The organism is Pseudomonas sp. P4_C1, from assembly GCF_056402155.1.
In genome coordinates, this window is sequence record NZ_JBFUHY010000080.1 from 1 (window position 1) to 21,278 (window position 21,278).

Genomic DNA, 21,278 nt, shown 5'->3' on the forward strand with positions numbered 1-21,278 from the left:
GTGTAGGAGCGAGCCTGCTCGCGATAGGGCCGCCACGGACTATCAGATTGCCGTCGCCCCCAACGCCGCCACAATCCTCTGCAGCTCAGGCGCATCCCCCTCGATCCGCACTTGCAACCCGTCGATCTCCCGGCGCAACGGATACTGCTTGCGCAGCATATCGAATGCCGCACGCTGCTCGCTGACACTGCCGACCAGGCTGCGACGGAAATCCGCATCGTCACGACGCGGGTCATATACGCCACGGCACAGCATCGCCAAGGCCCAGGCCGGGTCGCTTTGCGCATTCAGGGTCACGTGCGACAGCCACGGTGCCGGTAGCAAATCGCTCAGGCTGACGCGGGCCGGTTGCCCGAGGAAATCGCAATACGCCTGATAAATCTGCGCGGTCCCTCGCTGCTTGCCGTCGAGGCTGTAACCGGCAATGTGCGGCGTTGCCAGCACGCACAGCTCGGCCAGCGCCACGTCGACTTCAGGCTCGCTTTCCCACACATCGAGCACCGCTTGCAGGTCTTCACGCTCCAACAGCACTTCGCGCAGGGCTGAGTTGTTCACCACCGGTCCGCGACTGGCATTGATCAGCCAGGTGCCGGACTTGAGCTGGTTCAGGCGTGTCTTATCGAACAAATGCCAGGTCGATAGCTGTCCCTGCCTGGTCAGCGGCGTGTGCAGGCTGATGACGTCGCACGCTTCGATGATCTGCTCGAGGCTGACGTAGTCACCGCCTTCAGCGGCCTGCCGTGGCGGATCGCACACCAGCACTTTCCAGCCCAGGCCTTGCAGGACTTTGACCAATCGCCCGCCCACTTCGCCGGCACCGACTACGCCATAGGTACGCCGGGTCAGGTCGACGCCTTCGATTTCGGCCAGGGTCAGCAAGCTGCCGAGCACATAGTCGACCACGCCGCGGGCATTGCAGCCCGGTGCGCTGGACCAGGTGATACCGGCCTGCTGAAAGTAATCCAGGTCCAGATGATCGGTGCCGATGGTGCATGTACCGACAAAGCGCACCTTGCTGCCTTCGAGTAGTGCGCGATCGACGTTGGTCACCGAACGCACCAACAGCACATCGGCCTGTTCGACCGTGGCACGGTCGATGGAACGACCCGGCACCCGGCGGATATCACCGAAGCCTTCGAAGAAGGCATCGAGCAGGGGGATATTTTCGTCGGCAACAATCAGCATGGCAGGCTCCTTTGGCGGATCGGCAGTGTAGGCGTAGATGACGCATCGCGCCTAGACGCATCTCTCTGTATCTGTAGGAGGGTTGATTACAAATCCACAACACGGGTCTTTTCCTGACCGCCGCGTCAACGCGTAGAATGCGCGCCTGTGCATCAACACCTTTTGGACGTTTCGCCATTGAATCCTGTAATCGAGAATACCGCCGCCATTGCGCCCGTGCGGACAACCCCCGTTCGCCTGGAACTCAAAGGCCTGCTCAACCTGGCCCTGCCCATCATGATCGCGCAACTGGCCACCACAGCCATGGGCTTCGTCGATGCGGTGATGGCCGGCCGCGTCAGCCCACGGGACCTGGCTTCGGTGGCCTTGGGCAACTCGATCTGGATTCCGGTCTACCTGTTGATGTCCGGCGTTCTGTTGGCCACCACCCCCAAGGTCGCACAACGTTTTGGCGCCGGGCAGTTTGACGAGATCGGTCCGCTGGTACGCCAGGCGCTGTGGCTGGCACTGTGTGTCGGGTTGATCGGCAGCGGCCTGCTGCTTGGCGCCGAGCCGATCCTGCACTGGATGAAAGTCGATCCGCAATTGATCGAGCCGAGCATGGGCTACCTGCACGGGATCGCCTTCGGCTTGCCGGGCATGGCTTTTTATTACGTACTGCGCTGCTACAGCGATGGCATGGGGCGCACCCGTCCGAGCATGGTCATTGGCTTGTGCGGCCTGCTGCTGAACATCCCGCTGAACTATGCGTTGATCTATGGCCATTTCGGCGCACCGGCCCTGGGCGGCGTCGGTTGCGGCTGGGCCAGCGGCATCGTGATGTGGTTCATGGCGTTGAGCATGGCCGGCTGGACGTTCTGGGCGCCCTTCTATTCCCGCACCCGTGTGCTGGTGTGCTTCGACCGTCCGCAATGGGTCGTGATCAAGCGCCTGGTCGGCATTGGCCTGCCGATTGGTATCGCCGTCTTTGCCGAGTCCAGCATTTTTGCGGTCATTGCGCTATTGATTGGCAGTCTTGGCTCCACGGTGGTGGCCGGGCATCAAATCGCCCTGAATATCAGCTCGTTGCTGTTCATGATTCCCTATTCGCTGGGCATGGCGGTGACCGTGCGCGTCGGTCAGGCACTGGGGGCCGGCAACCCCTGGCAGGCGCGCTTCGCGGCGAAGGTCGGGCTCGGCGCGGCACTGGTGTTCGCAGCGTTCTCGGCGAGCCTGATCCTGCTGCTGCGCGAACCCATCGCCTCGATCTACACGCCTGACAGGAACGTGATCCAGATTGCATCGATGCTGATTGTCTATGCCGCGTTGTATCAGTTTTCCGATGCCATCCAGGTGATTTGCGCGGGCGCGTTGCGTGGCTACCAGGACACCCGGGTGACGATGATCCTGACCTTGTTCGCCTATTGGGGCATCGGTCTGCCGGTCGGTTACGTGCTGGGACTGACCGATTGGTTCGGTCCGGCCAGCGGCCCGAGCGGGCTGTGGGAAGGGTTGATTGCCGGCTTGAGCTGTGCGGCGCTGATGCTGTCGATCCGCCTGACGCTCAGTGCGCGCAGGCGGATCCGTAACAGCCGGGGTTGATCGCCGCACCCCTTGTAGGAGCGAGCTTGCTCGCGAAAAACGCCAGGACACCGCGGGGCATCAGGTATTACGCGTTATCGTTGACGTCCATCGCGAGCAAGCTCGCTCCTACAGGGGGGGCTGATCAGCCGGACTTCTTGCGAATCCAGTAGAGGTAGGTACCCGCCTCTTCGTGCTGCGCCACCAGTTCATGGTCAAGAAACACACAGAACTTGGGAATGTCGCGACGGGTCGACGGGTCAGTGGCGATCACCTTGAGCAGGCCGCCGGGCACCAGGTCACGGATGTGCTGGTGCAGCATCATCACCGGCTCGGGGCAGTTGAGGCCGGTGGCGTCGAGGGTGCCGTCTACCGGCGTATCAAGCAATTCACTCATGATTCACTCCTGAAACTGGCCGGCATTGTCGCGCATTGCCGGGTGTAACGTCATCTATGACACCTGTGGGAGCGAGCCTGCTCGCGATGGCGGTGGGTCAATCAACAAAAATGTTGAATGTGATGGCCTCATCGCGAGCAGGCTCGCTCCTACAGGGGGATTGCGGTGCTTCAGCGGGATTTGGGCTTCTTCACATCCAGCCGGCGCAAATGGCACGTCACTTCCTCACGGTCGTGGTACAGCTGCTTGCAGCCGATCTCGACCTTGATACCCCGTGCCTTGAAGCCATCGGCAATGCGCTCGAGCAAGCGCTTCACTTCGGCATAGCGCTGTTTCATCGGCAGCTTGAGGTTGACCACCGCCTCGCGGCAATGGCCATCGCCGATCCACTCTTCCAGCATCGCGGCGTTGCGTGCCGGCTTCTCGACGATGTCGCAGACCATCCAGTCCACCGGTTGCTTGGGCTTGAAGGTGAAACCGTCGGCCATCAGATGTTGCACCAGCCCCGTGTCCATCAGGCTTTCGGCCATCGGCCCGTTGTCGATGGCGGTCACCAGCATGCCGCGGTTGACCAATTGCCAGGTCCAGCCACCAGGAGCGGCCCCGAGGTCGACGCCGGTCATATCGCCGTGCAGGCGCTCGTCCCACTGGTCGCGCGGGATGAAGTGGTGCCAGGCCTCTTCCAGCTTGAGGGTCGAACGGCTCGGTGCCTCGCGGGGGAATTTCAAACGGGGAATGCCCATCGGCCACATGGCCGAGTTGTTCGACTCGGCCAGGCCCATGAACACTTCGCGGCCGCTTTTGAAGGTCAGCAACAGGCGCGGCTTGTGCGCGTCTTCCACCAGCTTGCCGGCGGCCATCAACGCCTTGCGCAGGTGCACTTCGAACTTCTTGCAGAAGTTCGACAGCTCCTTGCCATCGTTGGTGTCGACCATTTCCAGCCACAGGCTGCCGCACAGCGGAAAGTCCGCCATATGCGCGAGGATCACGCTGATGCGGTCGGTTTCCGGCAGATCGATGAAGATCCCCCGGGCCCACTGGCGCGGGAAGATCAGCTCGGCAAAACGCTGCCCGCGCATCAGGCGCTCGGCGCCGTCTTCTTCGGTGCAGACGAATTCGGCGCAAGCCGTGGCGGCTTTGGCCTTGGCATAACCGGCCACGTTCAGCCGTGCGGCAAGGTCGGAAATCTCGGAACAGACTTCGCCTTCGAAGCCCGGCCGGCAATGCATGAATAGGGTGTTCATTCTTACTCCTGGGCAATGGCGAGGAATTTCGGCCACTGCACGATGCCCAGGCTTGCGTTGAAGCAAAGCCTGTCACGAAAACCGGCGCATGATAGCTGACTTCGGAACCTGGGGTCTGTCCATAGAGTCCAGTTATTAGCCAGCTACTTAAAACAGGGCTAGGTTTAATGTTCTGCCCGTCCCCTCAGTCCGTAACCGTGCGGACTCAAAGGAGTGATCGTAATGCCGTCCCTCGATAGCCTGAAGACACTGAAAACCCTGCAAGTCGGCAACAAGACCTACCACTACTTCAGCCTGCCGGAAGCCGCCAGAAGCCTGGGCGACCTGGACAAGTTGCCGATGTCGTTGAAAGTCCTGCTGGAAAACCTGCTGCGCTGGGAGGACGAAAAAACCGTCACCGGCGCCGACCTCAAGGCGCTCGCCGCCTGGCTCAAGGAGCGTCGCTCCGAGCGCGAGATCCAGTACCGCCCGGCGCGGGTGCTGATGCAGGACTTCACCGGCGTACCGGCGGTGGTCGACCTGGCCGCGATGCGCGCGGCAATGGCCAAGGCCGGCGGCAATCCGCAGCGGATCAACCCGCTGTCGCCGGTAGACCTGGTGATCGACCACTCGGTGATGGTCGACAAGTTCGCCAGCAGCAGCGCCTTCGAGCAGAACGTCGACATTGAAATGCAGCGCAATGGCGAGCGTTATGCGTTCCTGCGCTGGGGCCAGAGTGCCTTTGACAATTTCAGCGTGGTGCCGCCGGGCACCGGGATCTGCCACCAGGTGAATCTTGAATACCTCGGCCGCACGGTGTGGACCAAGGACGAGGACGGCCGCACCTATGCCTTCCCCGATACGTTGGTGGGCACCGACTCCCACACCACCATGATCAACGGCCTCGGCGTGCTCGGCTGGGGCGTCGGCGGTATCGAGGCGGAAGCGGCGATGCTCGGGCAACCGGTGTCGATGCTGATTCCGGAGGTCATCGGCTTCAAACTCACCGGCAAGCTCAAGGAAGGCATCACCGCTACCGACCTGGTGCTGACCGTGACCCAGATGCTGCGCAAGAAAGGCGTGGTGGGCAAATTCGTCGAGTTCTACGGCGATGGCCTCGCCGACCTGCCGCTCGCCGACCGCGCGACCATCGCCAACATGGCCCCGGAATACGGCGCCACCTGCGGCTTCTTCCCGGTGGACGACGTCACGCTGGAGTACCTTCGCCTCTCAGGCCGCCCCCTCGAAACGGTGCAACTGGTCGAGGCCTACAGCAAGGCCCAGGGCCTGTGGCGCCTGCCTGGCCAGGAACCTGCGTTCACCGACAGCCTGGCGCTGGACATGGGCCGCGTCGAAGCCAGCCTCGCGGGGCCGAAACGCCCGCAGGACAGGGTATCGCTGCCGAATGTCGCCCAAGCCTTCAGCGACTTCGTCGACCTGCAATTCAAACCCGCCAGCAAGGAAGAAGGCCGCCTGGAAAGCGAAGGCGGTGGCGGTGTTGCCGTCGGCAATGCAGATATGGCCGGTGAAGCGGATTACCACCACGAAGGCCAGACCTATCGCCTGAAAAACGGCGCGGTGGTGATTGCCGCGATCACCTCCTGCACCAACACTTCCAACCCGAGCGTGATGATGGCGGCTGGGCTGCTGGCGAAGAAGGCCGTGGAAAAAGGCCTGAAACGCAAACCCTGGGTGAAGAGTTCGCTGGCCCCCGGCTCGAAAGTGGTCACCGACTACTACAAGGCGGCCGGTCTGACCCACTACCTCGATGAATTGGGCTTTGCCCTGGTCGGCTATGGCTGCACCACCTGCATCGGCAACTCCGGGCCGCTGCCAGAACCCATCGAAAAAGCCATCCAGCAAGCCGACCTCACGGTGGCATCGGTGCTCTCAGGCAATCGCAACTTCGAAGGCCGGGTGCACCCGCTGGTGAAAACCAACTGGCTGGCCTCCCCGCCACTGGTGGTCGCCTACGCGCTGGCAGGCACAGTGCGCACCGATCTCAGCCGCGAGCCGTTGGGCGATGACAAGGACGGCAAACCGGTTTACCTGCGGGACATCTGGCCAAGTAGCAAAGAAATTGCCGACGCGGTGAACCAGGTCAACACCGCGATGTTTCACAAGGAATACGCCGAAGTGTTTGCCGGAGACGCGCAATGGCAGGCGATCAAGGTTCCGCAGGCAGCGACCTATGTCTGGCAGGACGATTCGACCTACATCCAGCACCCACCGTTCTTCGATGACATCGGCGGCCCGCCGCCTGTGGTCAAGGATGTCTGCGCAGCGAACATTCTCGCACTGCTCGGCGACTCGGTGACCACCGACCACATCTCCCCGGCCGGCAACATCAAGGCCGACAGCCCGGCAGGGCAATACCTGCGCGACAAAGGCGTGGAGCCACGGGACTTCAACTCCTACGGCTCGCGGCGTGGCAACCATGAAGTGATGATGCGCGGCACCTTCGCCAACATCCGCATACGCAACGAAATGCTCGGCGGGGAAGAAGGCGGCAACACCCRCTACATTCCCACAGGGGAAAAAATGCCGATCTACGACGCCGCCATGCGCTATCAGGCTTCGGGTACGCCGCTGGTGGTGATCGCCGGCCAGGAATACGGCACCGGATCGAGCCGCGACTGGGCGGCCAAGGGCACCAATCTGCTGGGGGTGAAAGCGGTCATCGCCGAAAGCTTCGAACGGATTCACCGCTCCAATCTGGTGGGCATGGGCGTGTTGCCGCTGCAGTTCAAGCTGGATCAGAACCGCAAGAGCCTGAAGCTCAACGGCAGTGAAACCCTGGACATCCTCGGCTTGACCGGTGTCGAACTGACGCCACGGATGAACCTGTCGCTGGTCATCACCCGTAAAGACGGCAGCAAGGAAAAGGTCGAGGTGTTGTGCCGGATCGATACGCTCAATGAAGTGGAATACTTCAAGTCGGGAGGCATTTTGCATTACGTGTTGCGGCAGTTGATTGCCTCATAACGGCTCGCCCCCACGCGCGCAAATCAGGCAAACTCCTCGCGCAGCATCGCCACGAACGCCTCACGCGCCGGGTGCACCCCGGCGTTTTCGTGCCAGTAAAACAGGTTGTCGACGGCGGTCAGTTCGGGGAATTCAAACCCCGCGCACCCGGCGCCTTTGGCGTACTGGTCGAACACGCCTTTGGGCACCAGTGCCACCCCAGCCCCAGCGCTGACGCAACCGACAATCGCGCCATAACTGGCCAGACTGACAATCGGCAGTGCCTGACCCTGTCGCAGCAACCAATGCTCCAGCGCCGCCCGGTACGGACAGCCCTGTGGCCACATGAATACGGTCTGGTCCCGCAAGTCACTGATGTCCCGCAGCGGCCCCAGGGAGGTCGAGGCGATCAGCAGCAAATCTTCGCGGTACATCGGCGTGCGCTTGAGGTGCGAACGCTCGACATCCACCGCCACGATGGCGCCGTCGAGTTTGTGATTGAGCGTGTCGTCGAGCAACTGCCCCCAGGAGCCGGTGGTCAGCTCCAGCGCCACCTGCGGAAAACGCTTGTGGAATTTCGCCAGCAGACGCGGCAAACGCCCGGTGGCCGACGACTCGATGGCCCCGATGCGCAAGGGGCCGGAGGGTTCGGCCGACGGGTCGACCGCACGCTTGGCCTCAGCGGTGAGGGCAAGAATTTTCGAGGCGTAGACCAGGAAGGTCTGCCCCAGCGGGCTGATGCGCAGCCCTCGACCCTCACGCAGAAACAGCGCGACGCCGAGTTCGGCCTCAAGGGCCTTGATGCGTGCCGTGATGTTCGACGGCACGCAATGCAGCACCTCGGCCGCGCGGGCGATGCTGCCGACGTCGGCCACGGTCTTGAACATGCGAATCTGTGCCAGCTCCATACATCACCAATAGTGAACAGCTTGAGCATTATAAGTCAGTTGTGGTGAACGATGCGCTTTCTGATACTCGGTGCATCCGCCCACAGGTGCACGACCATGACGCCGCTCACACCCTCCCCCGTTTCACCCTGGAAAATCATCCTGGCCATGACGTTTGTCGTGGCATGCTGGGGGTATTCCCCAACCGGCATCCATATCGGCCTGCAGGCCTACGATCCCGTGCACCTGGCACTCCTGCGCTTCCTGCTCGCTTCCGTGTTCATGGCCGTGGTCGCGATGTTCAAGGGCATTCGCCTGCCCGATCTTCGAGATTTACCGCTGATGTTCGGCCTGGGTTTCTTTGCCGTGAGCCTGCACCACGCGGCGATCAACTTCGGGCAGCAGGGTGTCAGCGCTGGGGCTTCGAGCGTCCTGGCCCAGACCACGCCGCTGTTCAGCACATTGATTGCGCGCTTCGTGTTCAAGGATCAGGTGAGCCTGTGGCGCTGGGGTTGTGTGCTGCTCGGGTTGTTTGGCGTGCTGATTGTGGTGGCCGGCGATCATGGCCTGGGCAGCCTTGACGCCCACGGTTTGCTGATCCTGTTGGCGGCGGTGTCCTGGAGCCTCTACTTTGCCCTGCAAAAGCATCACACCGGGCGTTACGACGGGCTGACGCTGGTGTGTTACACGGTGTGGTCCGGGACGGCGCTGTTGCTGGTTTTCTTGCCCGGCCTGGCGGATCAAGTCGCCCTGGCGCCAATGCGCGTGCAGTTTGCGGTGATTGCCCTGGGGATATTCCCCAGCGCCCTGGCGTACCTGGCCTGGGCCTATGTGCTGGCGCATGTGGATTTGAGCCGGGCGACGATGACGCTGTATCTGACACCGCCGACGGCGATGGTCATTGCGTCCTATGTGCTGGGCGAGCGGCCGACGTTGATGATTGTGATCGGCGGGCTGGTGGTGTTGGCGAGTGTGCTGGCGTTGAATCTGGAGCGGCGGGTTGTGGTTGTTCAAGCTGTCAGGGTCTGATCCATGCTTTTTGTTGCCTGGACTGACGACTTCGCGGGCAAGTCGGATCGCCGCACCGCCGCTCCCACAGGATTTTATGTTTGCCGCGGTTCTTGAGCACGACTCAGAACCTGTGGGAGCGTGGCTTGCCCGCGATGAACGATGACTCGGTGCCACTGACCATCAACTGGGCGAAAACCGGTCACGACTATTGGTCAGGTGCAGCCACATCGCCGCCCGCGCCGCGTCCGGGTCCTGGCGCTTGATGGCGTTGAGAATCGCCTCGTGCTCAAGGTTGGCCAACTCGCCGAGTTTGCTCAAATCCACCGCGCCGCGCTCGGCGGCATTGACCCGGGTGCGCGGGATCATCGCATTGCCCAGGTGCTGCATGATCTCGGTGAAGCACAGGTTGCCGGTAGCTTCGGCGATCAGCAGATGAAAACGCCGGTCGGCTTCGACACAGCTGTCGTTGTTGGCCAGCAGGCTTTGATAGTCATCCAGCGCTTCACGCATCTGCGCCAGTTGCAGATCGGTGCGACGGGTTGCCGCCAGCGCCGCCGCCTGGGTTTCCAGGCCCATGCGCAACTCCAGAATGCTGCGCACCCCCAACGCGGTATCGACATTCAGCCGCAGCCCCTGCTCCGGTGCGCGCTCGATCACGAACGTGCCAATGCCATGCCGGGTTTCCACCAGCCCCGAGGCCTGCAACTTCGAGATGGCCTCACGCACCACTGTGCGACTGACCCCGTGCTCCTGAACGATGGTGTTTTCCGACGGCAACTTGTCGCCGGGCAACATCTGGCCGAGCAGGATGCGCTGGGTCAATTTTTCGACCAGATCATGGGCCAGGTTGTGAGTGCGCTTGCGGGCAGGCGCGTCGAGGTCTTCTTGCATGGGGATATCCGGAAAACAGGGCTATCGAATCGTAGCACCGCGCCTGGCGGGAATCCTGTAAAAATTCCACTCAACTTGTATGACAACACTCAACAACAAGCCCATAACGAGTCATTTCGATAGCCAGACAGTAGCGCCAGCAGAATAAAAATTTGCTGAATAAGCGCCATTTCATTGGATAAGCAGGGTTGCACGAAGAAAAAATCTAGTTGTATGATGTCTAGCAACATCGCAGTACCCAGCCCTACCCCGCATAAAAATAACCAGTGGGAGAAAACGCAGTGAATACATCCATCTCCGGGATGCAGGACGACGCCAATTCAGCGCTGAAGTCCGCCATCGCCAAAGTCAAACGTCACGTCCTGCCGCTGTTCGTCATCATGTTCATCGTCAATTACATCGATCGCGTGAACATCGGCTTCGTCCGCGCCCACATGGAACACGACCTGGGCATTGGCGCGGCTGCCTATGGCCTGGGTGCCGGTCTGTTCTTCATCGGCTATGCACTGTTCGAGGTGCCCTCCAACATCCTTCTACAGAAAGTCGGCGCGCGTATCTGGCTGACGCGGATCATGCTGACCTGGGGCCTGGTCGCCGCGGGCATGGCGTTCATCCAGAACGAAACCCACTTCTACATCCTGCGTTTTCTGCTGGGTGTGGCCGAAGCCGGGTTCTTTCCCGGGGTGATCTACTACTTCACCCGCTGGTTGCCCGGCGTAGAGCGCGGCAAGGCGATTGCCATTTTCCTCAGTGGCTCGGCGATTGCCTCGCTGATCTCCGGCCCGCTGTCCGGGCTACTCCTGCAAATCAGCGGCCTGGGTATGCACGGCTGGCAGTGGATGTACTTCATCGAGGGCATGTTTTCGGTGGGGTTGTGCGTGTTTGTCTGGTTCTGGCTGGACTCCAGACCCCATGACGCCAAATGGCTGAGCCGCGAGGAACAGGACGCGCTGGTCAAGGCCATCGACGACGAGCAGCTGGCCCGGGAAGCGGCGACGCCGATCAAGCCGTCACTGGGCAAGTTGCTCAAGGATCGCCAGATCATCCTGTTCTGCCTGATCTATTTCTTTATCCAGTTGACCATCTACGCCGCGACCTTCTGGCTGCCGAGCATCATCAAGAAGATGGGCGACCTGAGCGACATCCAGGTCGGGCTGTTCAACTCGATTCCGTGGTTGCTGTCGATTGTCGGCATGTATGCCTTCGCGTCCCTGTCGGCCAAATGGAAACACCAGCAAGCCTGGGTCGCTGCCGCCCTGCTGATCGCCGCTGCCGGGATGTTCATGTCCACCACCGGCGGGCCGGTGTTCGCCTTCGTTGCGATCTGCTTTGCCGCACTGGGCTTCAAATCGGCCTCGTCACTGTTCTGGCCGATTCCCCAGGCCTACCTGGATGCGCGGATTGCGGCCGGCGTCATCGCGCTGATCAATTCGGTGGGCAACCTCGGCGGTTTCGTTGCGCCGACCACCTTCGGCCTGCTCGAAGCAAACACCGGTTCGATTCAGGGCGGGCTGTACGGCCTGGCCGCGACCTCGATCATCGCCGCCATCATTGTGTTTGCCGCCCGCAACACACCGAAACCCGCACCGGCCGTGGCACTGGACAAAGCCGCACCCAACCACGCCTGAATTCTGCTTTTAAGGATTGGAAAATGAACCCACAAGACACCGCAAAAGCCCCGGTCATCACCAGTATGCAAGTGGTTCCGGTCGCTGGCCACGATGGCATGCTGCTCAACCTGAGCGGCGCCCATGGGCCGTTCTTCACTCGTAACATCGTGATCCTCAAGGACAACGCCGGCCACACCGGCGTCGGCGAAGTACCGGGGGGCGAGCGCATTCGCCAGACCCTCGAAGACGCACGCAGCCTGGTGGTCGGCAGCCCGATTGGCACCTACCAGAAGATCCTCAATCAGGTGCGCCAGACCTTCGCCGACCGCGATGCCGGTGGGCGCGGTTTGCAGACCTTCGACCTGCGCATCACCATCCACGCCGTCACCGGCCTGGAAGCCGCATTGCTCGACTTGCTCGGCCAACATCTGGACGTGCCGGTCGCAGCCCTGCTCGGCGAAGGCCAGCAGCGCGATGAAGTGAAGATGCTCGGCTACCTGTTTTATGTCGGTGATCGCAACGAAACCGACCTCGCCTACCGCAGCGAACCGGATGCCGACAATGACTGGTTCCGCGTGCGACACGAGAAAGCCATGACCGCCGACGCGGTGGTCCGCCTGGCCGAGGCGGCCCATGCCCGTTATGGCTTCAAGGACTTCAAGCTCAAGGGCGGCGTGCTCAGCGGCGACGCGGAAATCGAAGCGGTCACGGCCCTCGCCGAACGTTTCCCCGAGGCGCGCATCACCCTCGACCCGAATGGTGCCTGGTCACTGAAAGAAGCCATCCGCCTGTGCCGCGATCAGCACCGCGTGCTGGCCTACGCCGAAGACCCGTGCGGGGCGGAAAACGGTTACTCGGGGCGCGAAGTCATGGCCGAATTCCGCCGCGCCACGGGCCTGAAAACCGCGACCAACATGATCGCCACCGACTGGCGTGAGATGGGCCACGCGATCCAGTTGCAGTCGGTCGACATTCCCCTGGCCGACCCGCACTTCTGGACCCTGCAAGGCTCGGTGCGCGTGGCGCAGATGTGCCACGAATGGGGCCTGACCTGGGGTTCGCACTCCAACAACCACTTCGATATTTCCCTGGCGATGTTTACCCATGTGGCGGCGGCCGCTCCGGGCGAAATCACCGCCATCGACACCCACTGGATCTGGCAGGACGGCCAGCGCCTGACCAAGGCCCCGCTGCAAATCGTCGACGGCTGCGTGCAGGTACCGCAGAAACCGGGGCTGGGGGTGGAACTGGACATGGACCAGGTTGCCAAAGCTCATGAACTGTACAAAGGCATGGGCCTGGGGGCGCGGGATGACAGCGTGGCGATGCAGTTCCTGATTCCCGGCTGGAAGTTCGATAACAAGCGGCCGTGCCTGGTACGTTGAATCGGCAAGTGCGTTGAATCGAAGGTTGCGCGAGGCCGCCTGTTGGCGGCCGATTTTAAAAAACGCTCGGAGCATGGCGCTTCACGCCCTAAAATGGCGCACAACTGAATCAACGACGGATGAAACCAACATGGACAGGCTGAAAACCATCGCCGCTTGCATGGCGATAGTCGCCGCAGGCCAATGCGTGGCACAGGATCAAATCGAGACCGTGGTAAACGCCGCTGTACAACCGGTGATGCAAGCCGAGGGTATCAACGGTATGGCCGTGGCGATCACCGTCAACGGCCAGGCGCATTACTTCAACTATGGCGTCGCCTCGACAGAAACCGGCAACCCCGTCACGCAAGACACCCTGTTCGAAATCGGCTCCGTCAGCAAGACCTTCACCGCCACCCTCACCGCTTATGCACAGACCTCGGGCAAGCTGTCGCTGTCGGACAAGGCCAGCCAGGTCCTGCCGGCCTTGCGCGGCAGTGCGTTCGACCATATCAGCGTGCTGCAACTGGGTACCTACAGCGCTGGCGGCCTGCCGCTGCAATTCCCTGCCGAATCTGATTCGGCCGACAAGATGCTCGGCTACTACAAACAATGGAAACCGCTCTACGCCCCCGGCAGCCACCGACTGTACTCGAACCCCAGTCTTGGCCTGTTCGGCTACCTCGCTGCGCAAAGCATGGGCCAGCCGTTCGATGAGCTGATGGAGAAAACCCTGCTGCCAAAACTGGGCCTCAAGCACACCTATGTGCATGTGCCACAGGATCAGATGGCGCTGTACGCCCAGGGCTACAACCAGGACGGCAAACCGGTACGGGTCACTCCGGGGGCGCTGGATTCCGAGGCGTATGGGGTGAAAACCAGCGCCGCGGACTTGCTGGGCTATGTCGGCGCGAACATGAAGCCGGCGTCCCTGGAAAAGCCGTTGCAGCAAGCCATCGCCCTGACTCATAGCGGTTACTACACCGTCGGCGATATGACCCAGGGCCTGGGCTGGGAGATGTATCGCTACCCGATCACACTGGATCGCCTGCTGGACGGCAACTCCACGCCGATGGCCATGGAGGCCCACAAGGTCCAATGGCTGAACCCGCCACAGGCGCAGCCGCAGAACGTACTGGTCAACAAGACCGGTTCAACCGGGGGCTTTGGTGCTTACGTGGCGTACGTGCCATCGAAGGACATCGGCATTGTGATGCTGGCCAACAAGAACTACCCGAATGCGCAGCGGGTCAGGATTGCTCATCAGATTCTGAGTGCCCTGACTCAATAAGCCTTGCCGCCTTCTCCATAGATAAGGGCGACCTCTAGAGGTAATGCCGATCAGTTAACGCTTCGAACACCGAAACCCTGTGGGAGCGAGCTTGCTCGCGATGACGATCGCATAGTCGACACCTGCGTTGCCTGACAGTCCGCCATCGCGAGCAAGCTCGCTCCCACAGGTTAATTGCTCACCACCAGAAATCAGTGTCAGTTCAATCATCCGGCATTTCAGCCGGCTTGGCGGCCTTCGCCGGTTTGCTGTTTTTCGCGGGCTTGGCGCCCTTGGCCGCAGGCTCCGCTTCAGTGACCGGAGCCGCCACGGTCGCCGTGAACTCTTTCTCGGTCGCCGGCAACTGATCGACAGCGCTGAAAATCGTTTCCAGCTTGATGGCGTCCGATTGTTCGAGTTTCTTTTCGCCGTCCTTGCCGACCAGGATGACCTTGGTCTTGGCGCCGGCACCCAGCTTGAGCGAGCGGATCAGTGCCGCCGTGTCTTGTGGCCCAAGGTCTTTGCCGTCGCGCTGGCCCATCAGGTTGAGCACGGTGTAGAGCACCATGTTGCGGTCGGTGAATCCCTGGCGATTGGCCGGTTCATCCAGCGACTTTTTCAGGCCGGTCCAGACCGGATCAACAGCACTCGGAGCGATGACTATCAGTGGCCGGGCCCTGCCCTTGTCCATGTCCAGCGGTGAGTCGCCATCAGCGGCGAACGAAGTGCCGGCAATCGCCAGCAAGGTAGCCAGGGTCAGTGACCTGATGAGCATGCGCATCTCCTTTTGATATCCACGCTCTAATGATTGCGCATTGCGGCGATCGTTCCGGGTGACGTACCGCAAATATGTCTCGCCTTGCCCCAAGCTTAGGTCAGGGCGGTCATTGCGCAACAGGCTGGGCTAATCTGAAGACACATGACAACCCGCCTGATCCGTCGTGAGGACTTGCCCATGAGCGCTCAGTTGAACCACACCATCGTCTGGTGCCGGGACAAGCAGGTTTCGGCGAATTTCCTGGCCAGCCTCCTTGGCCTGCCCGCCCCGCAGCCTTTCGGGCCCATGCTGATCGTCAAGCTGGATAACGGCGTGTCACTGGATTTCTACGACAACGATCCGCCGATAGCGTCCCAGCACTATGCATTCTTGATGGGCGACGAGGATTTCGATGCGGCCTTCGCACGCCTGCAAGCCAACGGTCAGCCATGGTGGGCCGACCCGTGCAAGCAGCGACTGAGGGAGATCAATGATTACGCGGGAGGAAGGCGGGTGTATTTCGATGACCCGGACGGGCATCTGCTGGAAATATTCACCCGCGAATGAAACTGGCGTGGCGGCTTGTATCAGAACGCCAGTTTGTAGCCGATCAACAACAGCATGGTCGCCAGGCAAGGGCGCAGCAGTTCGTCGGAGATGCGCCCGGTCAGGTGGCTGCCCAGGTAAATCCCCGGCAATGAGCCCACCAGCAAGTAACCCAGGACGTGCCAATCCATGTTGCCCATGCTGGCATGGCCAAGGCCCGCGACCAGGGTCAGCGGCACGGCGTGGGCGATTTCAGTCCCCACCAGGCGGCGGGTCGGCAGCATCGGATAGAGGATGAACAGTGCCACGGTGCCCAGCGCACCAGCACCGATGGATGTCAGCGCGACCATGGCGCCAAGGACCAGCCCGGTGATGACCGTCATCACATTCAGGCGCAATCCGCTGGGGTGGTAGTTGCCGCCCGCACGTTTGTGGGCGAAGTCGAGCAGGCGCTTCTTGAACAGGATCGCCAGTGCCGTGGCAAACAACACAAAACCCAGGGCCTGCTTGATGATCGCGTTCATCGCCTCGGGGGCGCTGTGCAGGGTGCTGAGGAACCACAGCGTCAACGCCACCGCGGGCACGCTGCCCAAGGTCAGCCAGCCGGTAATCGCCCAGTCGATGTTGTTGTTCTTGCGGTGAACCAGTACACCGCTGGACTTGGTGATGGCGGCGTACAGCAGGTCGGTACCGACCGCCGTCGCCGGGTTGATGCCGAACCCTAGCAGGATCGGCGTCATGAGCGACCCGCCACCCACGCCAGTCATGCCGACGATGAAGCCGACAACCAGCCCGGCAACGACCAACCCGATGTTCACTAAATCCATGAATACGTCCACAAAGATCGCAAGGGAAATCTGGCCCGCAGCATAGCGATATTTCTTATAACCAGTTATATCGATGCGATCTATCTTTATACCTTAAGCACTTCCCTTGTGGGAGTAATTTCACCTGTATGTTTAGACTTGAAGGGGGGGCCGACGGTGGGGATCGCCGCTGGCTGCCATGGATAGAGTCGGGCATGGCGAAAAAGTGCAGTATCGGCACACAAGGTCCAGCTCAAAAGATCGCAGCCTGCAGCAACCCCTGCGGGGGAACCGATGGACTATTGTGCTGCCCATTGAAACAACCATCGGCATTCATAAAGGAGGTTTGCATGCGCACGCTTGAATTGGCTGGCGCCAGGGTCCCTGTTATCGGCCAGGGGACCTGGCAGATGGGCGAAGACCGCTCACGGCACACGGAAGAAGTCGCGGCCCTGCGCCTGGGCATCGAACTGGGCATGACCCTGATCGACACCGCTGAAATGTACGCCGAAGGCGGCGCCGAGGAAGTGGTCCGCGATGCCATCGCCGACCAGCGCGACAGCGTCTTTCTGGTCAGCAAGGTGTACCCGCACAATGCCAGCCGCCAGGRCATTCCCCTGGCATGTGAGCGAAGCCTGCGCCGGCTCGGCACCGATTACATCGATCTGTATCTGCTGCATTGGCGCGGCCAGTATCCCCTGGAGGAAACCGTTGAAGCCTTCGAACGCCTGCGCGAAGACGGCAAGATCGGTCGTTGGGGCGTGTCCAATTTCGACCTCGACGACTTGCTGGAACTGGACGCCCCGGCCTGCGCCACCAATCAGGTGCTCTACAACCTGGCACAACGGGGCATAGAATTTGATTTACTGCCCTGGAGCCTGCAACAGCGGCTGCCGATCATGGCTTACTGCCCGATCGACCAAGGTGGAAAAATGCTCGCCAATGCCACTCTCAAACAGGTGGCCGCCCGACACGGCGTGACGCCGGCACAAGTCGCGCTGGCATGGATTCTGCGTCAGGACGGCGTGATCGCTATCCCCAAAGCGGTCCGCCCCGAGCATGTACAGCTCAATGCCCAAGCTGCCCGATTGCAGCTTGAAGCCGGGGATCTGGAGGCGCTGGACCAAGCGTTTCACGCGCCACAACGCAAACAGCGGCTGGCCATGATCTGAACCACCGCAGTCAGTCAGAGAGCTTCGCCATGAGGAGCACCGACCACCTGGACCCGTTCAATCTGCAACGCTTTCTCCTGGCTCAGGAGCCGATATTCGAGCGGGTTCAAAACGAGCTGAGCAACGGACACAAGCGCAGTCACTGGATGTGGTTCATTTTTCCGCAGTTTGCCGGGCTCGGCGGCAGCGAGATGTCGCGCCGCTTTGCCATCCGCTCGCGGGGGGAAGCCCTGGCCTACCTTGAGCATCCGTTGCTGGGCGCCCGGCTACGCGCCTGCACCCAGGAAGTGCTGAACATCCGGGAGCGCTCGGTGGCCGGGATTTTCGGCCATCCCGACGACCTGAAGTTTCATTCCTCGATGACCCTGTTTGCCCAGGTCACCGCCGCCGACAGCCTTTTCCAGCAAGCCCTGAACCAATACTTCCACGGCATCCTGGATGACTGGACCTTGTCGCTGATGGACTCAAAACAGGCCCAGTTGCCCCCCAATCAGGGTTGAGAAGTCGTCGTCGACAAACGGCAGTATCGCGTCCGCCACCGGTTGCAGTTGCCGGGTGATGTAGTGGTCGTAATCGATGGGCGCGCTGCGCACTTCCAGCGGCTCGGGGCCGGCGACGGTGATCACGTAGCTGATCCAGCCGCCGTTCTGGTACTGCCGAGGACGACCCTGGCGGTCGTTGTACTCATCGGCCAGGCGCGCCGCGCGCACATGGGGCGGCACGTTACGCTGATAGTCATCGAGGCTGCGGCGCAGGCGTTTGCGGTAGATCAGCCGGTCATCGAATTCACCGGCCAGGGTCTTGCGCACGTAGTCGCGCACATAGTCCTGATAGGGCTGGCGCAGGAAGATCCGCGAATACAGCTCCTGCTGGAATTGCCGGGCCAGCGGCGACCAGTCGGTGCGTACGGTTTCCAGGCCTTTGTAAACCATTTCGTCGCTGCCATCGGCCCGGGTCACCAGCCCCGCGTAGCGCTTTTTACTGCCTTCTTCGGCGCCGCGGATGGTCGGCATCAAAAAGCGCTTGTAGTGGGTTTCGAACTGCAACTCCAGAACGCTTTGCAAGCCGTATTCCTGCTGCACGTGCTCGCGCCACCACTGGTTGACGTGCGCCACCAGCGCGTGGCCGATCTGCGCCGCCTCTTGCTGACCATGGGCGCGACGCAGCCAGACGAAGGTCGAATCGGTGTCGCCATAAATCACTGCATGCCCCTGTGCCTCGATCAACTGGCGGGTGCGCAGCATGATCTCGTGCCCGCGCAAGGTGATGGACGAAGCCAGGCGCGTGTCGAAGAAGCGACAACCGCTGGAGCCGAGCACACCGTAGAACGCGTTCATGATGATTTTCAGCGCTTGGGACAGCGGTGCGTTGTGTTCGCGCTTGGCGGTTTCCCGGCCTTCGGCCACCCGGGCGACGATGGATGGCAAGCAATGCCGGGTGCGAGAAAAGCGCGCGCCACGAAAACCCGGTACCGACTCGCTGTCGTCCGGGTGCTCGAGCCCTTCAATCAGCCCCACGGGGTCAATCAGGAAGGTGCGGATGATCGACGGGTAGAGGCTTTTGTAGTCGAGCACCAACACCGATTCATACAGTCCCGGTTGCGAATCCATGACAAAACCGCCAGGGCTGGCTTCGGGTGGCTTGCCACCGAGATTCGGCGCAACGAAACCCTGACGGTGCATCAGCGGCATGTACAGGTGCGTGAACGCCGCCACCGAACCGCCCATGCGATCGGCCGGCAAACCGGTGACGCTGGCCCGCTCCAGCAGGAAGGTGAGCAACTCGGTCCTGGCGAAAATCCGCGTGACCAGTTCGCAGTCCTTGAGGTTGTACTTGGCCAGCGCCGGTTTGTCCTCGGCGAACATGCGATTGATTTCGTCCATGCGCTGGTACGGGTTGTCGATGGACTTGCCCTCGCCGAGCAAGGTTTGCGCGACGTTTTCCAGGCTGAACGAAGGGAAACTCCAGGTCGCCGAGCGCAGGGACTCGATACCGTCGATGATCAGGCGTCCTGCCGCCGAGGCGAAGTAATGGTTGCCGCTGCCATGTTCGCGCCACTGCATTTCCTCACCGCCACGCCCCAGTTTCAAGGGCACCGCCAGGCGCCGGGCGTGTTCGTGAAGCACCCGCAAGTCGAACTGCACGACGTTCCAGCCGATGATCGCGTCGGGGTCGAAGCGGGCAAACCATTCATTGAGTCTTTTCAGCAGCAGGGTCCGCGAATCGCAGTATTCGAGCTGGAAATCCACCTGGCTGGCGTCGCCATTCGGCGGACCGAGCATGTACACCTGACGTTCGCCGCAACCTTCCAGGGCAATGGAATACAACTCGCCCTGGGCGGTGGTCTCGATGTCCAGGGACACCAGTCTGAGGCTCGGCCGGTAGTCGGGATCGGGTTTCATCTGGGCGTCGAGCAGCAGGCCCTCGGCATTCGGCGTGCCACTGAAACGCACCGGCGCGGTGATGAAGCGTTCCATCATGTAGCGTTCCGGCGGGCGCACGTCGGCTTCGAACACCTCGACACCGGCCCGGCGCAGCGCGGTTTCCAAGCGCATCAACTGGCCATGTTGCTGGCAGTAAAGTCCGAGGACCGGGCGATGTTCGAAATCCTGCAGGGCCAGGGGCCTGAGCTCGACGTTCTTCTCGTCATGCAAAACGCTTTCGGCCGCCTGACGCTGCGCAGCAGGGATGAACGCCACCGACGGTTGATGAGGCAGGCGGATGCGCCGGGGACCGATATCGGTCGCCAGCCAGAACTCGACTTCCGTACCGGCCGGGGTGTCGCGCCAATGCCGGGTCAGGACGAAGCCCTGCTGTAGATCCACCACTGCAAACCTCGAAACTGATTCAGAGGGTGATTCTACCCGTCATCAGTCGCGATAGCGCGTTTGCCGCAGGCCTGTCAGGCAGACACCGATCCTGTGGGAGCGAGCTTGCTCGCGATAGCGTTCCAACATTCAACAATGATGTTGGCTGTTAGTCCGTCATCGCGAGCAAGCTCGCTCCCACAGGAGGTGCGCCGGGCCTGAAATGAGGGGTTTACCGAAGAAAAACCGCTGAATGACGTTTTTTGCGTGTTATCTGCCGCATTCGCCCTTGCCCTGAACGCTCGCGTCTACGATTCTTCAAGAACAACGACAACACCCGAGTAACCACCATGAAAACCGTCGCCCAACTGCTCAAGCTCAAAGATCAGAAGAATCAGGAAGTGCACCAGATCAAACCCGATCACATGGTGCTCGAAGCACTGATGAAGATGGCCGAGAAAAACGTCGGCGCCTTGTTGGTGGTGGAGAATGATGAAGTACTGGGCATCATCAGCGAACGGGACTATGCACGCAAACTGGTGCTGCACGGCCGCTCTTCGGTGGGTACGCCGGTACGCGACATCATGGTGTCACCGGTGATCACCGTCGACCCCCATCAAACCGTGGAGACCTGCCTGGGCATCATGTCCGATAGGCGCCTGCGTCACTTGCCGGTGGTCGAAAACGGCAAATTGATTGGGCTGCTGTCGATCGGTGACCTGGTCAAGGAGGCGATTGCCGAACAGGCGGAGCTGATCAAGCAGCTGGAGCAGTACATTCGCGGGGAATAAATCCGAACACGTTGCACTCCACCTGTAGGAGCGAGCC

Annotated in this window: 18 protein-coding genes; 10 read left to right on the forward strand and 8 right to left on the reverse strand. The window is 61.3% G+C overall.

Annotation, left to right across the window (positions count from 1 at the left end; translation table 11 throughout):
• Positions 1-42 precede the first annotated feature (42 nt).
• The gene (gene pdxB, locus AC1DU9_RS25560; protein ID WP_477810976.1) at positions 43-1,185 is read right to left on the reverse strand and encodes a 4-phosphoerythronate dehydrogenase PdxB; all 1,143 of its coding nucleotides are present in this window, start codon (positions 1,183-1,185) and stop codon (positions 43-45) included.
• A gap of 177 nt (positions 1,186-1,362) precedes the next feature.
• Between pdxB and AC1DU9_RS25565 the strand changes: the two genes are divergently transcribed.
• Positions 1,363-2,766 carry an MATE family efflux transporter gene (locus tag AC1DU9_RS25565; protein WP_477810977.1) on the forward strand — a complete coding sequence of 468 codons (1,404 nt, stop codon included), beginning with the start codon at positions 1,363-1,365 and terminating at the stop codon, positions 2,764-2,766.
• Positions 2,767-2,890: 124 nt separating this feature from the next.
• Here AC1DU9_RS25565 and tusA read toward each other — a convergent pair whose 3' ends face one another.
• On the reverse strand, positions 2,891-3,142 hold the full coding sequence (gene tusA, locus AC1DU9_RS25570) for a sulfurtransferase TusA (protein ID WP_477810978.1): 252 nt from the start codon (positions 3,140-3,142) through the stop codon (positions 2,891-2,893).
• 170 nt (positions 3,143-3,312) lie between these two features.
• A complete protein-coding gene (gene rlmM, locus AC1DU9_RS25575) occupies positions 3,313-4,386 on the reverse strand; it encodes a 23S rRNA (cytidine(2498)-2'-O)-methyltransferase RlmM (RefSeq protein ID WP_057715663.1) in 1,074 nt (357 codons plus the stop codon).
• A 222-nt stretch (positions 4,387-4,608) separates the two neighbouring features.
• Between rlmM and acnA the strand changes: the two genes are divergently transcribed.
• On the forward strand, positions 4,609-7,350 hold the full coding sequence (gene acnA / locus AC1DU9_RS25580; RefSeq protein WP_477810979.1) for an aconitate hydratase AcnA: 2,742 nt from the start codon (positions 4,609-4,611) through the stop codon (positions 7,348-7,350).
• Positions 7,351-7,373: 23 nt separating this feature from the next.
• Here acnA and AC1DU9_RS25585 read toward each other — a convergent pair whose 3' ends face one another.
• Entirely contained in the window at positions 7,374-8,237 is an 864-nt protein-coding gene (locus AC1DU9_RS25585; RefSeq protein WP_477810980.1) for a LysR substrate-binding domain-containing protein, read from the reverse strand.
• A gap of 96 nt (positions 8,238-8,333) precedes the next feature.
• Between AC1DU9_RS25585 and AC1DU9_RS25590 the strand changes: the two genes are divergently transcribed.
• A complete protein-coding gene (locus AC1DU9_RS25590) occupies positions 8,334-9,245 on the forward strand; it encodes a DMT family transporter (protein WP_477810981.1) in 912 nt (303 codons plus the stop codon).
• Positions 9,246-9,407: 162 nt separating this feature from the next.
• Here the strand turns inward: AC1DU9_RS25590 and AC1DU9_RS25595 are convergent, their stop codons facing one another.
• Complete coding sequence (locus AC1DU9_RS25595; RefSeq protein WP_477810982.1) at positions 9,408-10,118, reverse strand: FadR/GntR family transcriptional regulator; 711 nt, start codon at positions 10,116-10,118, stop codon at positions 9,408-9,410.
• A 281-nt stretch (positions 10,119-10,399) separates the two neighbouring features.
• Between AC1DU9_RS25595 and AC1DU9_RS25600 the strand changes: the two genes are divergently transcribed.
• From AC1DU9_RS25600 to ampC, 3 genes are all read left to right on the forward strand, one after another.
• Complete coding sequence (locus AC1DU9_RS25600; RefSeq protein ID WP_477810983.1) at positions 10,400-11,746, forward strand: MFS transporter; 1,347 nt, start codon at positions 10,400-10,402, stop codon at positions 11,744-11,746.
• A 23-nt stretch (positions 11,747-11,769) separates the two neighbouring features.
• On the forward strand, positions 11,770-13,113 hold the full coding sequence (gene gudD / locus AC1DU9_RS25605; RefSeq protein WP_477810984.1) for a glucarate dehydratase: 1,344 nt from the start codon (positions 11,770-11,772) through the stop codon (positions 13,111-13,113).
• Positions 13,114-13,273: 160 nt separating this feature from the next.
• Positions 13,274-14,383, forward strand: coding sequence for a class C beta-lactamase (gene ampC, locus AC1DU9_RS25610; RefSeq protein WP_477810988.1), 1,110 nt, complete (start codon positions 13,274-13,276; stop codon positions 14,381-14,383).
• A 202-nt stretch (positions 14,384-14,585) separates the two neighbouring features.
• Here ampC and AC1DU9_RS25615 read toward each other — a convergent pair whose 3' ends face one another.
• The gene (locus AC1DU9_RS25615) at positions 14,586-15,137 is read right to left on the reverse strand and encodes a DUF4174 domain-containing protein (protein WP_223463422.1); all 552 of its coding nucleotides are present in this window, start codon (positions 15,135-15,137) and stop codon (positions 14,586-14,588) included.
• 180 nt (positions 15,138-15,317) lie between these two features.
• Here AC1DU9_RS25615 and AC1DU9_RS25620 point away from each other — a divergent pair, with 180 nt between their 5' ends.
• Positions 15,318-15,686 carry a VOC family protein gene (locus tag AC1DU9_RS25620; protein WP_223463423.1) on the forward strand — a complete coding sequence of 123 codons (369 nt, stop codon included), beginning with the start codon at positions 15,318-15,320 and terminating at the stop codon, positions 15,684-15,686.
• 20 nt (positions 15,687-15,706) lie between these two features.
• On the opposite strand, the gene AC1DU9_RS25625 is transcribed toward AC1DU9_RS25620, so the two are convergent.
• On the reverse strand, positions 15,707-16,492 hold the full coding sequence (locus tag AC1DU9_RS25625) for a sulfite exporter TauE/SafE family protein (protein ID WP_223463424.1): 786 nt from the start codon (positions 16,490-16,492) through the stop codon (positions 15,707-15,709).
• Positions 16,493-16,821: 329 nt separating this feature from the next.
• Between AC1DU9_RS25625 and AC1DU9_RS25630 the strand changes: the two genes are divergently transcribed.
• Positions 16,822-17,643, forward strand: a complete 822-nt coding sequence (locus AC1DU9_RS25630; protein WP_477810985.1) for an aldo/keto reductase — start codon at positions 16,822-16,824, stop codon at positions 17,641-17,643.
• Positions 17,644-17,672: 29 nt separating this feature from the next.
• Positions 17,673-18,143: a DUF1810 domain-containing protein gene (locus AC1DU9_RS25635; RefSeq protein ID WP_477810986.1), complete on the forward strand. Its 471-nt coding sequence runs from the start codon at positions 17,673-17,675 to the stop codon at positions 18,141-18,143.
• On the opposite strand, the gene AC1DU9_RS25640 is transcribed toward AC1DU9_RS25635, so the two are convergent.
• Entirely contained in the window at positions 18,108-20,468 is a 2,361-nt protein-coding gene (locus AC1DU9_RS25640; RefSeq protein WP_477810987.1) for a DNA polymerase II, read from the reverse strand. The genes AC1DU9_RS25635 and AC1DU9_RS25640 overlap by 36 nt on opposite strands.
• A gap of 332 nt (positions 20,469-20,800) precedes the next feature.
• Between AC1DU9_RS25640 and AC1DU9_RS25645 the strand changes: the two genes are divergently transcribed.
• A complete protein-coding gene (locus tag AC1DU9_RS25645; RefSeq protein WP_223463428.1) occupies positions 20,801-21,241 on the forward strand; it encodes a CBS domain-containing protein in 441 nt (146 codons plus the stop codon).
• Positions 21,242-21,278 lie beyond the last annotated feature (37 nt).

Coding starts and splice junctions, on each gene's coding strand:
- rlmM (WP_057715663.1), bottom strand. CDS start 4,386: ATGAACACCCTATTCATGCATTGCCGGCCGGGCTTCGAAGGCGAAGTC.
- AC1DU9_RS25615 (WP_223463422.1), bottom strand. CDS start 15,137: ATGCTCATCAGGTCACTGACCCTGGCTACCTTGCTGGCGATTGCCGGC.
- pdxB (WP_477810976.1), bottom strand. CDS start 1,185: ATGCTGATTGTTGCCGACGAAAATATCCCCCTGCTCGATGCCTTCTTC.
- AC1DU9_RS25620 (WP_223463423.1), top strand. CDS start 15,318: ATGAGCGCTCAGTTGAACCACACCATCGTCTGGTGCCGGGACAAGCAG.
- AC1DU9_RS25585 (WP_477810980.1), bottom strand. CDS start 8,237: ATGGAGCTGGCACAGATTCGCATGTTCAAGACCGTGGCCGACGTCGGC.
- AC1DU9_RS25625 (WP_223463424.1), bottom strand. CDS start 16,492: ATGGATTTAGTGAACATCGGGTTGGTCGTTGCCGGGCTGGTTGTCGGC.
- AC1DU9_RS25645 (WP_223463428.1), top strand. CDS start 20,801: ATGAAAACCGTCGCCCAACTGCTCAAGCTCAAAGATCAGAAGAATCAG.
- AC1DU9_RS25595 (WP_477810982.1), bottom strand. CDS start 10,118: ATGCAAGAAGACCTCGACGCGCCTGCCCGCAAGCGCACTCACAACCTG.
- AC1DU9_RS25590 (WP_477810981.1), top strand. CDS start 8,334: ATGACGCCGCTCACACCCTCCCCCGTTTCACCCTGGAAAATCATCCTG.
- tusA (WP_477810978.1), bottom strand. CDS start 3,142: ATGAGTGAATTGCTTGATACGCCGGTAGACGGCACCCTCGACGCCACC.
- gudD (WP_477810984.1), top strand. CDS start 11,770: ATGAACCCACAAGACACCGCAAAAGCCCCGGTCATCACCAGTATGCAA.
- ampC (WP_477810988.1), top strand. CDS start 13,274: ATGGCGATAGTCGCCGCAGGCCAATGCGTGGCACAGGATCAAATCGAG.
- AC1DU9_RS25635 (WP_477810986.1), top strand. CDS start 17,673: ATGAGGAGCACCGACCACCTGGACCCGTTCAATCTGCAACGCTTTCTC.